The sequence below is a fragment of the Neorhizobium sp. JUb45 genome, from assembly GCF_004343585.1.
Lineage (GTDB): Bacteria > Pseudomonadota > Alphaproteobacteria > Rhizobiales > Rhizobiaceae > Neorhizobium.
Genome location: NZ_SLYW01000001.1, coordinates 71,387 through 84,006, shown reverse-complemented (window position 1 = coordinate 84,006; position 12,620 = coordinate 71,387). Strand labels below are relative to the sequence as shown.

Annotated in this window: 11 protein-coding genes and 1 tRNA gene; 6 read left to right on the top strand and 6 right to left on the bottom strand. The window is 58.6% G+C overall.

The window, feature by feature from the left end; all coding sequences use genetic code 11:
• Positions 1 to 36: 36 nt before the first annotated feature.
• From EDF70_RS00315 to rfbC, 5 genes are all read right to left on the bottom strand, one after another.
• Positions 37 to 1,263, bottom strand: a complete 1,227-nt coding sequence (locus EDF70_RS00315; RefSeq protein ID WP_132271271.1) for a glycosyltransferase — start codon at positions 1,261 to 1,263, stop codon at positions 37 to 39.
• Positions 1,264 to 1,348: 85 nt separating this feature from the next.
• A complete protein-coding gene (gene rfbA, locus EDF70_RS00310; protein WP_132271270.1) occupies positions 1,349 to 2,233 on the bottom strand; it encodes a glucose-1-phosphate thymidylyltransferase RfbA in 885 nt (294 codons plus the stop codon).
• Between the two features lie 93 nt (positions 2,234 to 2,326).
• Positions 2,327 to 3,217, bottom strand: coding sequence for a dTDP-4-dehydrorhamnose reductase (gene rfbD, locus EDF70_RS00305; RefSeq protein ID WP_132271269.1), 891 nt, complete (start codon positions 3,215 to 3,217; stop codon positions 2,327 to 2,329).
• 5 nt (positions 3,218 to 3,222) lie between these two features.
• On the bottom strand, positions 3,223 to 4,278 hold the full coding sequence (rfbB, locus tag EDF70_RS00300) for a dTDP-glucose 4,6-dehydratase (protein ID WP_132271268.1): 1,056 nt from the start codon (positions 4,276 to 4,278) through the stop codon (positions 3,223 to 3,225).
• A 17-nt stretch (positions 4,279 to 4,295) separates the two neighbouring features.
• On the bottom strand, positions 4,296 to 4,856 hold the full coding sequence (gene rfbC / locus EDF70_RS00295) for a dTDP-4-dehydrorhamnose 3,5-epimerase (protein WP_132271267.1): 561 nt from the start codon (positions 4,854 to 4,856) through the stop codon (positions 4,296 to 4,298).
• Between the two features lie 675 nt (positions 4,857 to 5,531).
• Between rfbC and EDF70_RS00290 the strand changes: the two genes are divergently transcribed.
• The 6 genes from EDF70_RS00290 to EDF70_RS30575 all read left to right on the top strand — a co-directional run bounded on the left by EDF70_RS00290 (position 5,532) and on the right by EDF70_RS30575 (position 10,557).
• Complete coding sequence (locus tag EDF70_RS00290) at positions 5,532 to 6,845, top strand: UDP-glucose/GDP-mannose dehydrogenase family protein (protein ID WP_132271266.1); 1,314 nt, start codon at positions 5,532 to 5,534, stop codon at positions 6,843 to 6,845.
• Positions 6,846 to 6,886: 41 nt separating this feature from the next.
• Positions 6,887 to 7,072 (top strand): hypothetical protein, encoded by a 186-nt coding sequence (locus EDF70_RS00285; RefSeq protein ID WP_132271265.1) that lies wholly within the window; start codon positions 6,887 to 6,889, stop codon positions 7,070 to 7,072.
• A 35-nt stretch (positions 7,073 to 7,107) separates the two neighbouring features.
• Positions 7,108 to 9,372 (top strand): polysaccharide biosynthesis tyrosine autokinase, encoded by a 2,265-nt coding sequence (locus EDF70_RS00280; RefSeq protein WP_132271264.1) that lies wholly within the window; start codon positions 7,108 to 7,110, stop codon positions 9,370 to 9,372.
• A gap of 237 nt (positions 9,373 to 9,609) precedes the next feature.
• Positions 9,610 to 9,686 (top strand) — tRNA-Pro (locus tag EDF70_RS00275).
• 195 nt (positions 9,687 to 9,881) lie between these two features.
• Positions 9,882 to 10,232, top strand: a complete 351-nt coding sequence (locus EDF70_RS00270; RefSeq protein WP_132271263.1) for a hypothetical protein — start codon at positions 9,882 to 9,884, stop codon at positions 10,230 to 10,232.
• Between the two features lie 190 nt (positions 10,233 to 10,422).
• Positions 10,423 to 10,557 (top strand): hypothetical protein, encoded by a 135-nt coding sequence (locus EDF70_RS30575; protein ID WP_281033511.1) that lies wholly within the window; start codon positions 10,423 to 10,425, stop codon positions 10,555 to 10,557.
• Positions 10,558 to 11,266: 709 nt separating this feature from the next.
• On the opposite strand, the gene EDF70_RS00265 is transcribed toward EDF70_RS30575, so the two are convergent.
• Complete coding sequence (locus EDF70_RS00265; RefSeq protein ID WP_132271262.1) at positions 11,267 to 12,610, bottom strand: MFS transporter; 1,344 nt, start codon at positions 12,608 to 12,610, stop codon at positions 11,267 to 11,269.
• Positions 12,611 to 12,620: the final 10 nt, after the last annotated feature.

Below are 12,620 nucleotides of genomic sequence, written 5' to 3'. Positions count from 1 at the left end.
AAACCGCATGCGACGCATGGAATTTGCAAAATGGCCTCAAACGGCCACCCGCCCGTCGAAATTCTTGATCTGATCGATGAACTCGAGATAGCGCCCGCCGAGATAGTCCTGATCGAACTCGCCTGCCTTGGACGCGGCATTGGACTTGTAGCGTTCCAGCTTTTCGCGATCGGCCAGCACTTCTTCCAACGCATCACGCCAGGCGTTTTTGTCACCCGGCGGCACCAGAATGCCGTTCTCGTCGTGCTGCACCAGTTCCGGAATGCCGCCGACGCGGCTGCCGATGACAGGCACACTCATGCCCAGCGCCTGGATGACGACACCCGGCGAATTTTCCATCCAGATCGATGGAATGCAGAGCACATCGCTGCCGCCGATATTGTCGATCGCCGTCTGCAACGGCACATGGCCGGTAAATTCCAGCCACTTGTGATGCCCGAACCGGGCTTTGAGCGCATCGGCATCGGCACCGGAACCAACCACCTTGAAGCTGAACGGCCATTTTTCAGCCAGTTCCTCGGCGGCTTCTAGCAGAACATCCACGCCCTTGGCGGATTCCAGACGTCCAGCATAAACGAAACGCACGTCATTGCTCGGTTCGCGCGCCTTTGTCGGCGGCGGATATTTGTTGGCGTTCAGAATATGCGCCATCGGGTAATCGGCCAGCGGTTGAAACATCGCATTGCGCTCCAGGTTCGCCCTAGAGGGGGAACAGAAGCCGATGCGGCGCATGGCGCGGATGCCGCGACGTTTGTAACCGGCCGACATCTTGCACGGCCCGCACTGGGTCTCGCAGGTCTTGCCATCGACGAACATCGTCAGCTTGACGCAGGAGAGCGCCATGTCCGGCATCACATACATGACCGGGATATCGCGCTTGCCCAGTTCCGGCAGAACATTATGGCCGATACCGGTGATGTAATGCACATTGCAGAAATCCGGCTTGAACTCGTCCAGAACCTTGGCAACCATTTTGGGATTGCGCGGATCGAGATGGTCCTGCAGGTGCCAGAGCGGCTTCTTGTATTTCGAAACGCCCCGGCCCTGCTTGAAGATCGGGTAAGGCCTCGGCATGTAGAGCGCCCAGATCTTCATGCCATCGACCATTTCGCCGTACTTCACCTCGTCCGGCGACTTGGCAGCCGTCAGCACGCCGATCTCGTGGCCCTGTTTCTGCAGCCAGGTCGTGAGGTTGAACGCCGAAATTTCCGCACCGCCGAGAATATTGGGCGGGAACATCGCCGAGATCACCAGAATACGCATTCACACCTCAAGTTTGTTGCCGGATTGCTGTCTGCCGGTCGGGTCGCCCTCCTCCCAAAGGGCGTTATTCTCAACGTGTCTGGCCTCAAAAGCCCAGGTCGTATTTGGTCTTTGCAAGCTTCATCAGGTACTGGCCGTAATTGCTCTTGCCGAGTTTGACGGCAAGCTTCTCCAGCTGGGCGTCATCGATATGACCCATGCGGTAGGCGACTTCTTCCGGGCAGGCGATCTTGAATCCCTGACGCTTTTCAAGCGTGCCGACGAAATCAGCGGCATCCAGCAGGCTGTCCGGCGTACCGGTATCGAGCCAGGCATAACCACGGCCCATCAGTTCGACCGAAAGCTGGCCGCGCTCGAGATAGATGCGGTTGACGTCGGTGATCTCAAGCTCGCCGCGCGGCGACGGCTTCAGGTTGGCGGCGATGTCGATGACCTGTTCGTCGTAGAAATAAAGACCGGTGACCGCCCAGTTGCTCTTCGGCTCGGCCGGCTTTTCCTCGATCGACAGCGCCTTCATCGATTGGTCGAACTCGACCACGCCGTAACGCTCCGGATCGGTGACGTGATAGGCAAACACACGCGCGCCCTTGTCCGTACCGTCCTTCGGACGCATCAATTGCGGCAGGCCGTGGCCGTAATAGATGTTGTCGCCGAGGATCAGCGCCGACGGGTTGGAGCCGACAAAATCCGCACCGATGACAAAAGCCTGCGCCAGACCATCCGGGCTTGGCTGCACAGCGTATTCGATCGAGATACCCCACTGGCTGCCATCGCCGAGCAGGCGCTTGAAGGCCTCGTTGTCATGCGGCGTGGTGATGATCAGGATTTCCCTGATGCCGGCCAGCATCAGCGTGGTCAGCGGATAATAGATCATCGGCTTGTCATAAACCGGCATCAGCTGTTTGGAGACGGCCATGGTGATGGGGTAAAGCCGCGTGCCGGAACCGCCGGCGAGAATGATACCCTTCATGCTTTTTCCTTCGTGTGAGGGCGGACATTTTTGCAGGTCCGCGCCGATCGCTGGAATGCCATGCGCCGGGAAGGCGCAAAGGCTTTTGGTCGTTCAACTGTTCGCTTCGCTCAGAAGCCGGTCGAGCACCACCGCCGTCGACTGTTTCCAGTCGGGCATCACGATGCCGTAAGTCTTGGCGAGCTTGTCATTCGACAGCCGCGAATTGGCAGGCCGTTTTGCCGGCGTCGGGTATTGATCGGTAGTGATGCGGCCGACGGTGATGGTCTTGCCGCTTTTGGCCTTCAGCCCGGCAAAGATCTCATCGGCAAAATCCGCCCAGGTGGCTTCTCCGCTGCCGGTCAGATGGAAGACACCGCGAAGCTTGGGATCGGCATCGGTCGCCAGACGTTTGGCAATGGCGATTACCGCATCGGCAATGTCGAGCGCACTCGTCGGCGTACCGTGCTGGTCGGCAACGACATTCAAACCATCGCGGGTTTCCGCCAGCCGCAACATCGTCTTCACGAAGTTGGCGCCAAAGGGAGAATAGACCCAGGCGGTGCGCAGGATGGTATGATTGGCGGCTGCTGCCGCAATCGCCTCTTCGCCCGCCAGCTTCGACTGTCCGTAGACAGACACCGGCCCCGTGGCATCCGTCTCCAGATAGATACCATCCTTATCGCCGGGAAACACGTAATCGGTAGACAGATGCACGACCGGAATACCCAGTTCATCAGCGATATGCGCCAGCGCTTCCGGTCCCTTGGCATTGACGGTAAAGGCCAGTTCCGGCTCGCTCTCGGCCTTGTCGACCGCCGTATAGGCGGCCGCAGACACGATCGCATCCGGCTTCAGTTCGGCAAGAACACGGCGGATCGAGGCCGGATCGGCCAGATCCAGTTCCGGCCGGCCGACGGCGATAATCTCGACACCGGCTTGAGGTCCACGCTCGATCAGCGCGGTCACCACCTGTCCCTGTTTTCCTGTGACGGCTATGCGCATGCGCATCACCCCTTCTTCAGAACGCCGAGACGCTCGCCGGAATAGACACCCTGACGCAGCGGCTGCCACCACCATTCATTGTCGAGATACCAGCGCACGGTGCGCTCGATGCCGCTGTCAAAGTTCTCCTGCGCCTTCCAGCCCAGTTCCGTTTCCAGCTTGGTGGCATCGATGGCATAACGCGCATCATGGCCCGGCCGGTCGGTGACATAGGTGATCAGGTCGGCATGCGGCGTAGCCTTGGGGCGAAGTTCGTCCATGAGAGAGCAGACGCGTTTGACGACATCGATATTGCGGCGCTCGTTGCGGCCGCCGACATTGTATTTTTCGCCGAGACGGCCACGCGATGCGATCAGGTCGAGCGCGCGGGCGTGATCCTCGACATAAAGCCAGTCGCGGATATTGACGCCTTGCCCGTAGACCGGCAGCGGCTTGCCATCCATGGCGTTCAGAATGATCAGCGGGATCAGCTTTTCCGGGAAATGGTACGGGCCGTAATTGTTGGAGCAGTTCGACACCACCACCGGCAGGCCATAGGTGCGATGCCAGGCGATCGCCAGATGGTCACTCGCGGCTTTCGAAGCTGAATAGGGCGATGACGGATCGTAAGGCGTGACTTCCTCAAACAGGCCTTCGTCGCCGAGCGAGCCATACACCTCGTCGGTCGACACATGCAGGAAACGGAAAGCCTCTTTCCGTGCAGGCGACAGGTCGTTCCAGTAATGGCGGGCGGCTTCCAGCAGCGAGAACGTGCCCATGACATTGGTCTGCACGAAATCGGCGGCACCGCTGATCGAGCGATCGACATGGCTTTCTGCCGCCAGATGCATGATGCGGTCCGGCTTGAACGAGGTCATCGCCTCCGACATCTTCTGCAGATCACAGATATCCGCCTGCAGGAACTGGTAGTTCGAAGCGCCCTCGATCTCTTTCAGCGAAGCGAGATTACCGGCATAGGTCAGCTTGTCGACATTGAGCACTTCGGCGCCAACGTTTTTGACCAGATGCCGCACGAGTGCCGAACCGATAAAACCTGCTCCGCCGGTGACGAGAATTCGCATGGGGTCTGCTCCTGTTCTTATCGATACTGGAAGGACGGCGGCAGATCCGCCAGCGCCGGCTGTTTTTTGTCCTTGTCGGACAGGACCGCATTGTCGAGCGGCAACGGCCATTCGATGCCGATGGCCGGATCATTCCACAAAAGGCCACGATCGTTTTCCGCGCTATAGGGTGCCGTCACCTTGTAGAAGATGACGCTGTCGGGCTCGAGCGTGGCAAAACCATGGGCAAAACCGGCCGGCACCCAGAGCTGCTCGCCATTTTCCTTGGAAAGCTCGGCGCCATACCACTGACCATAGGTCGGGGAACCGACGCGGATATCGACGGCGACATCAAATATCTTGCCCGCAAGGCAGCGCACCAGCTTGCCCTGCGCAAACGGTTCCAGCTGGAAATGCAGGCCGCGCACCGTGCCGACCGTTGCCGAAAGGGATTCGTTTTCCTGCACGAAGGTGACGTCCGCGACATTCTCGCGGAACCAGCCATCCTTGAAAACTTCTGAAAAATAGCCGCGATGATCGCCCAGTCGCGTCGGAATAATCTTGGCCAGCCCGGCCAGAGGCAATCTCTCGATCTTCATTGCGCACCCGTCAGTTTCTTGAAAACCCTTTTCAACGAAAAGGCAGTTCGGACAGAGGCAGCCGACATGCTTGCCTCTTGAGAATTTTCAGTGTCCGGCGACCTTTTGAAAGGCCCTCCGGCAGCTTGAATTCGTTTCATTCAGCAATGACCGTAGCGGCAGGTTTGCACTTTTTATGCTGCGAAGCAACATTTTCTGCCTAACTGTCAACTTTCCCGGTTCATCCTTTCTTCACCACCCCGCCGGCCGGAATTAGGCGTCCAAAAGCGTATGGCAAGGGTGACTCAGATATTTAAAAAGTGACCATAATTGGAAACAAAGGTGAATTTCTGCTCACAGGCGAAAATTGCCTCACGCTTCATCACGCAACCCCGCCATGATCATAGGACGCAAATAAAACATTTTTGTATCAAAGACATAAAAGCCGTCACAAATATGATGGATCGTCAACTTGCCCATTCTGCGGCAGAAAAGTCACTCGACAAGGGTTAATTTCGCCTGACGGGCAGGTGTGATAAAAAAATCGGATTGAAAGAACGGACTTACGCCCCAGCTATGTCACGCCCACAATCGAATTCTCTGTCAGAAAGTGGCTTTTTGTCGTTGTCCTGAAACAGAATATGACACAATAATGCCGCGCTGCAGCATCAACCTAGTCCTAACACGCGAGGGAATATGCGTATCACCATGATCGGTTCTGGCTACGTCGGTCTCGTCTCCGGCGTCTGCTTTGCGGACTTCGGCCATGACGTCATCTGCGTCGACAAAGACAAGTCGAAGATCGACGCGCTCGAAAAGGGCGTGATGCCGATCTACGAGCCGGGTCTCGACCAGATCGTCGCCGAAAACGTGAAGTCCGGCCGTCTGACCTTCTCCACGGATGTGCCCAACAGCGTCAAGGATGCGGACGTGGTGTTCATCGCCGTCGGCACGCCGTCGCGTCGCGGTGACGGTCACGCAGACCTCTCCTATGTCTATGCCGCAGCGAAGGAAATCGCCGAGCATTGCACCGGTTTCACCGTCGTCGTCACCAAGTCGACCGTGCCGGTCGGCACCGGTGATGAGGTCGAGCGCATCGTCAAGGAAGCCAATCCGAACGCCGATATCGCCGTCGTTTCCAACCCGGAATTCCTGCGCGAAGGTGCGGCCATCGAGGACTTCAAGCGTCCCGACCGTATCGTCATCGGTCTCGACGACGACCGCGCCCGCGGCGTCATGACCGAAGTCTACCGCCCGCTCTACCTCAACCAGGCGCCGCTGCTGTTTACCGCCCGCCGCACCTCGGAACTGATCAAATACGCCGCAAACGGTTTTCTCGCCATGAAGATCACCTTCATCAACGAGATCGCCGATCTGTGCGAAAAGGTCGGCGCCAATGTGCAGGATGTTTCGCGCGGCATCGGTCTCGATGGCCGTATCGGCGCAAAATTCCTGCATGCCGGCCCGGGTTACGGTGGTTCGTGCTTCCCCAAGGACACACTGGCGCTGGCAAAAACCGCGCAGGACCACGAAAGCCCGATGCGCCTGATCGAGACCACCATCTCGATCAACGACAACCGCAAGCGCGCCATGGGCCGCAAGGTCATCTCGGCGCTGGAAGGCGACGTGCGCGGCAAGAAGATCGCCGTGCTCGGCCTCACCTTCAAGCCGAACACCGACGACATGCGCGATAGCCCGGCGATTGCCGTCATCCAGACCCTGCAGGATGGTGGCGCGACCGTTGCCGCTTACGATCCGGAAGGCATGGCGAACGCCAAAAAGCTGATCGAGAACATCGAATATGTTGCCGGTCCCTATGAGGCGATCGCCGATGCCGATGCCATCGTCATCGTGACAGAATGGAACCAGTTCCGTGCGCTCGACCTGCCGCGTGCCAAGAGCATGATGAAAAGCCCGGTCCTTGTCGACCTGCGCAACATCTACCGCCCGGCGGAAGTCGCAAAGCACGGCTTTGCCTATCACGGCATCGGCCTCAACACGGCCGATTGACAGCTAAGCCGCAGTCCTCAGGACTGCTGGCGAAGCGTAAAATGATGCAGAAAATGGCCCCGGCATGTTTCCTTTGGCATTGCCAGGGCCATTTCCTTAATTTCGTCAGAGATGGCATGATGATTGCGTCTTCAACGAAAGACCGGGCGAATGTCGCCACGATCGTGGCCGCCATAGCGGCAGCTTCAGATGAAACCCAGATCCTTGCCCGTGACGTTACGGGCTGAATGCCAGTCATTCGAAGGGCCATGAGGAGTACTTGATGAGGATGCCAGACCAGCTCTCGTTCCAGCAAGACCAGGGAGCCAGTGATCCGGAAATCACTCTGATCGATTTCGACGCCATTCTGTCGATGATCCGCCGGCAATGGCTGATCATGGCGGCGATGGTCGTCGTTTTCGCAGGCCTCGGCTTTGCCTATGTCTCGACGACAGTGCCGCAATTCACCGCCTATACCAGCCTGATCATGGATCGTGGCAATAGCGGCGTTGTCACCGACATGACGGAAACCCAGTCGCGCGTCACGGTGGATGACGAGGCGACCATTCTCAGCCAGCTGGAAATCATCAAGTCCGACAGCGTCGCCGATCTGGTGATCGACAAGCTGAACCTCACCCAGAACCCGTCTTTCATGGGCGCATCCGGTTTTTCGATCGGCAAACTGCTCGGGCCTCTCAACGTCATGCAGTGGTTGCGCTCCGACGCCGAGGTGGAGGAAGACAACAGGGCCATCGCCCGCAGCGTTCTGCAAAAGAACATGGCAGTGGCGCGCAGCGGCCAGTCCTATGTCATCAATCTCGGCTACACTTCGGCCTCCGCCCAGCTTTCCTCCGAGATCGCCAACACCTATGCCAGCGTCTATCTGCTGGACAAGTTCAATGCGCGTTTCGATTCCACCCGCCGCGCCAGTGAATGGCTGGAACTGCGTCTGGCCGAGTTGAAACAGCAGGTGATGGATTCCGACCTTGCCGTGCAGAAATTCCGCCGCGACAACGGCCTGATCGCCGCCAAGGATGGCCTGCTCGTCAATGAGCAGCAGCTGTCGGAACTCAACAGCTCGCTGATCGTGGCACAGGCCGATACCGCCCGCGCGCTGGCGAAATACAATCGCATCCGCACCATCGTCAACGAACGCCGTTCCGATGCGCTGGTGACCGATGCGCTGGTCAATTCGATTTCCGCCAACCTGCGCGACAAATATCTCACGGCATCCCGCAAGCAGGCCGAGATTTCCCAGAAATTCGGCGAGAACCATGTGCAGGCCATCCGCCTGCGCGGCGAGATGGAGCAATACGAACAGCAGATGTTCGAGGAGCTCGGCCGCATCGCCGAAAGCTATCAGAGCGAACTCGACGTCGCCCGCGCCAAGCAGAAATCGCTGGAGGAAAGCGTCGCCAGCTCCACCTCGGTCTCGGCGCTTGCCGGTGAAACACAGGTACAGCTGCGCGAGCTGGAACGCTCGGCCGAAAGCTACAAGACCCTCTATCAGACATTCCTCGCCCGTTATCAGGAAGCCCTGCAGCAGCAATCCTTCCCGGTGACGGAAGCGCGCGTCATCACCAAAGCCACCCCGCCGATCAAGCCGAGCAAGCCCAACAAGCCGATGCTGATGGTGCTGTTTGCATTCTTCGGCCTGATGGTCGGCGCCTCGATCGGCGGCTTTCGAGAGTTCCGCGACCGCTTTTTCCGCACCGGCGATCAGGTGCGCGACCAGCTGGGGCTGGAATATCTGGGCCTTGCCCCTCTCCTCACCAATCTGCCGCCACCGTCCAACAGCAGCGAACCGGCACGCCCCGGCGTCATTCGTCCGCTGAACAACGCCTATCGCTATTGCGTGGACCATCCGCTGTCGCAATTTGCTGAAACGCTGAGAAGCGCCAAGATCGCCGCCGACCTGTCTTTCTCCGGTGAAGGTGCAAAGGTGATCGGCGTCGTCTCTGCCCTGCCCGGCGAAGGCAAGACGACGATTTCCGCCAATCTTGCCGGCCTGCTCGCCATGCAGGGCTCGCGCACGCTGCTCATCGATGCCGATCTGCGCAATCCGGGTGCGACGCGTGCCCTTGCCATGCATGCCGAACGCGGCATTCTGGAAACGCTCACCAATAACGAGCCGCTCGACCAGACGCTGATGTTCGATCCGCAGACCCACCTCGCCTTCCTGCCGGCAGTGGTGCGCCGTCGCGTGCCGCATTCTTCCGATCTTCTGGCATCGCCGGTCATGGGCCGGATCATGGAAACGCTGCGGCGCAATTTCGACTACATCATCGTCGACCTGCCGCCGCTCGGCGCCGTCGTCGATGCCCGCGCCATCAGCCCGATGCTGGATTCCATCGTCATGGTGGTGAAGTGGGGCGAAACCTCGCCGGCCGTTGTCCGCAACACGCTGTTTTCGGATGCCGAACTGCATGCCAAGTGCATCGGCGTCATCCTCAACAAGGTCGATATGGAAAAGATGAAGCTCTACGGCCAGCATGGCTCCAACGAGTATTATCACAGCCAGTTTTCCAATTATTACCACGAGAAATGAGCCGTAGCCGCGGCTCGTTTCGGCAGCAGAAAACGCTTCCAACGGATACCGAGGGACGATGAACTGACGATCGTCAAGTGCCGCCAACCCACTGCGCTTATTACGAAATTCTGCATAAAGGCTAATTTGCAGGCGATCTCGGATGCGACCGAAACACTGTCACAAAAAATACGAAAATTATTCGCTTTACCGCTTGTGCGAGACAAGCGGCTCGATTATAGAAACCCCCGCTGGACACGGAGTGTAGCGCAGTCTGGTAGCGCACCACGTTCGGGACGTGGGGGTCGCAAGTTCGAATCTTGCCACTCCGACCAGCCAGAATAACCCCGCTCACGCGGGGTTTTTTCGTTTTGGGCCTGCCGCTTCTCCCGCCCACGACGACACCGCCAGTCCGGCAAAGCCGGTCCCAAAAATCGCCGAAATCCGGCCACGAAACAATCACACTTCATTCATTCACGGTTCACCGCCCAAGGTGCCAAATCCCCTCACCCCAAAAGGAGGGATATGACATGCGCGGATTGATTTTGAGCGCCGGAATCGTTCTCGGAACACTGCTTGGCGGCGGCGCCAACGCGATGCCGATCGGGCAACCGGCAGCACCAGCAGCAGCAGCGGTGCAGAATGTTGATTATGCCTGCGGACGTGGTTTTCACCTGTCTCCCCGCGGCTTCTGCCGGCCCAATCGGCCACCACCGCGTTATGAGCGCCGCTGGGATCGGCACGAGCACTGGCGAGACCGACGTGATCGCCGGGAATGGCGTGAACGCCGCGAACGCAGGGAATGGCGTGAACGCCGCGAACGCAGAGAATGGCGGGAGCATCGCCGCGACAGAGATTATCGCGAATATCGCGAGTGGTAATGAACCCAGGGCCCTTCCGGAAACGGCAGGGCCTTTTTCATGAGAATGTCATTGCATGGTCTGTTCGCAGAAAAGGCGCAAGGGACAAGGCACCTTCATCACCTCCTTCGATTGTGATCGGCGCCGGTTTGCAATTTGAGGCCAATCACCCGATATTAATGATCGTTACTGGACGTGACGGAGGACGATCATGAAGCCTTGGATTGTCATGGGGTTGCTGTTCGCCGCAGTTCTCGCCGCTCGCTGGTTGCTCTGGGCCTATCCCGGCGTCACTGAAGCGTCCGCGCATATCGGCTGGCTGTTCCCCAGTTTGTCAGTAAGCTGAACGTCGTCGCAGACGCCTTTCCGATCGAGCCAAAATCGTTTTTGAAGAGCCGGTGAAGCCAGGCCAACGTTCTCCGATTGTAACGCGGTGTTGCGGTAAGTGATTAAACCTTGGGGCAGATAAGGCGTTATAAGCTGAGCCGCAAAGGAGCAGCCATGAACGCCAAAATACGTCTTGAGGTTTTCGGCTGGATCATCGGAATGGCTGTGACGGTCGCATGGCTTTCTATGCCGCTCTGGTTGAACAGCTAGGATTTCTTGGCCCGCCTTACCGGGTAAGGCCACCTGCAATTGATCGCGGGGGATCCGGATGTTCCGAACCTCCCCCGCAACGTCGCAAATAGCGACTTGATCAGCAGACGTTTCGGTGCTCGGCGCCTCCTCCCCTATTCATATCATTGCGTCGCCTGCATGCCTTGATCGGCAACAGCGGAACTTCTCGGCTCTCATCGGGTTGACCATGCGATGCCTTTTCGAAGGCCACCGGTTTCAAACAGCGAGGAGCAGCTTCATGGAAAACAGCCAACCGCAGGCCCGTCGCGGCATGGTCAAATTCGTCATCACAATCTTTCTCATCGCCATCGTGATTGCCGGCATCTATCTGCTGGGCTTCACCCCCGGCGAGGCTTGAACCACAAACGCATGACGTCAAAGCAAAAGCCCCGGCGGGTAACCGCCGGGGCTTTCGTCATATCCAATGGCAATGTCGGTCACACCGTGCCGGCACTATCCGAACTGTTGTCCAGCGCCCGGCTGAGGCCGAGTGCGACGAGCGTACAGATCGCGCCGGAGATCAGGTAACCACCGATGAAGATGATACCGAAATTGCTGGCAAGACCGAGCGCCACCAGCGGCGCGAAACCTGCCCCGACCAGCCAGGCAAGGTCGGACGTAAAGGCGGCACCGGTGTAGCGATACCCCTGGCTGAACCGGAACGACACCGAGCCGGAGGCCTGGCCGAAAGACAGGCCGAGAATACCGAAACCGATGATGATGAACGCATCCTGTCCGGCCGGACCCGCATCGAGCAGGAACGGGGCGGTGAAGCTGAAGATGGCGATGATGATCGCCCCGATCAGCAACTGGCCGCGACGGCCGATCCGGTCGGCCAGCATGCCCGACAGGATGATAGTCATGACGCCGACGACGGCACCGGCAATCTGCACGAACAGGAACCCTGCCGCCGGCTGGCCACCGTAAAGCGTCACCCAACTGAGCGGAAAGATCGTCACCAGATGGAACATCGCAAAGCTTGCCAGCGGCACGAAGGCACCGAGCATGATGTCACGACCATGCTTGTTCAGCGTCTCCAGTATCGGACGCGCTTCCAGCTCATGGTTTTCCAGCTGTGCGCCAAACTCCTTGCTGGCAACGATACGAAGCCGCGCAAACAGCGCCACGACGTTGATGGCAAAAGCCACGAAGAACGGGTAACGCCAGCCCCAGCTCAAAAAGTCCGCGTCGGACAGGTTGGCGACGAAATAGCCGAACAGCATGCTGGCCATCGCAAAACCGATCGGTGCGCCGAGCTGCGGGATCATCGCATACCAGCCACGCCGATTTTTCGGTGCGTTCAACGACAGAAGCGAGGCCAGACCATCCCATGCGCCTCCCAACGCAAAGCCCTGGCCCATACGGAATATCGCCAGCAGGATCACCGACCACATGCCAACCGTTTCGTAACTCGGCAGAAAGGCGATCGATGCGGTTGATCCGCCAAGGATCAGCAGCGCCGTCGTCAGCTTGGTGCCGCGGCCATAAACGCGGTCGATCCACATGAACACGACCGAGCCGACCGGGCGGGCCAGAAATGCCAGCGAAAAGACGGCGAACGAATAGAGCGTTGCGGTGACCGGATCAGGCGCGAACGAAAACACCAGACGCGGAAACACCAGAACGGATGCGAGACCGTAGACGAAGAAATCGAAGAATTCGGACATGCGGCCGATGACGACGCCGATGGCGATATTGCCAGGCGAGACCGGCTTGTCCTCATGCATATGCCTGACGTCATTTTCGGCAGACGTCGACGAGGGTATTGCGACAGCGGTCATGAATTGCGTC

Bases quoted from the DNA above. Each gene is read 5' to 3' on its own strand.
- EDF70_RS00315 (WP_132271271.1), bottom strand. From the start codon at position 1,263: ATGCGTATTCTGGTGATCTCGGCGATGTTCCCGCCCAATATTCTCGGC.
- rfbA (WP_132271270.1), bottom strand. From the start codon at position 2,233: ATGAAGGGTATCATTCTCGCCGGCGGTTCCGGCACGCGGCTTTACCCC.
- rfbD (WP_132271269.1), bottom strand. From the start codon at position 3,217: ATGCGCATAGCCGTCACAGGAAAACAGGGACAGGTGGTGACCGCGCTG.
- rfbB (WP_132271268.1), bottom strand. From the start codon at position 4,278: ATGCGAATTCTCGTCACCGGCGGAGCAGGTTTTATCGGTTCGGCACTC.
- rfbC (WP_132271267.1), bottom strand. From the start codon at position 4,856: ATGAAGATCGAGAGATTGCCTCTGGCCGGGCTGGCCAAGATTATTCCG.
- EDF70_RS00290 (WP_132271266.1), top strand. From the start codon at position 5,532: ATGCGTATCACCATGATCGGTTCTGGCTACGTCGGTCTCGTCTCCGGC.
- EDF70_RS00285 (WP_132271265.1), top strand. From the start codon at position 6,887: ATGATGCAGAAAATGGCCCCGGCATGTTTCCTTTGGCATTGCCAGGGC.
- EDF70_RS00280 (WP_132271264.1), top strand. From the start codon at position 7,108: ATGAGGATGCCAGACCAGCTCTCGTTCCAGCAAGACCAGGGAGCCAGT.
- EDF70_RS00270 (WP_132271263.1), top strand. From the start codon at position 9,882: ATGCGCGGATTGATTTTGAGCGCCGGAATCGTTCTCGGAACACTGCTT.
- EDF70_RS30575 (WP_281033511.1), top strand. From the start codon at position 10,423: ATGAAGCCTTGGATTGTCATGGGGTTGCTGTTCGCCGCAGTTCTCGCC.
- EDF70_RS00265 (WP_132271262.1), bottom strand. From the start codon at position 12,610: ATGACCGCTGTCGCAATACCCTCGTCGACGTCTGCCGAAAATGACGTC.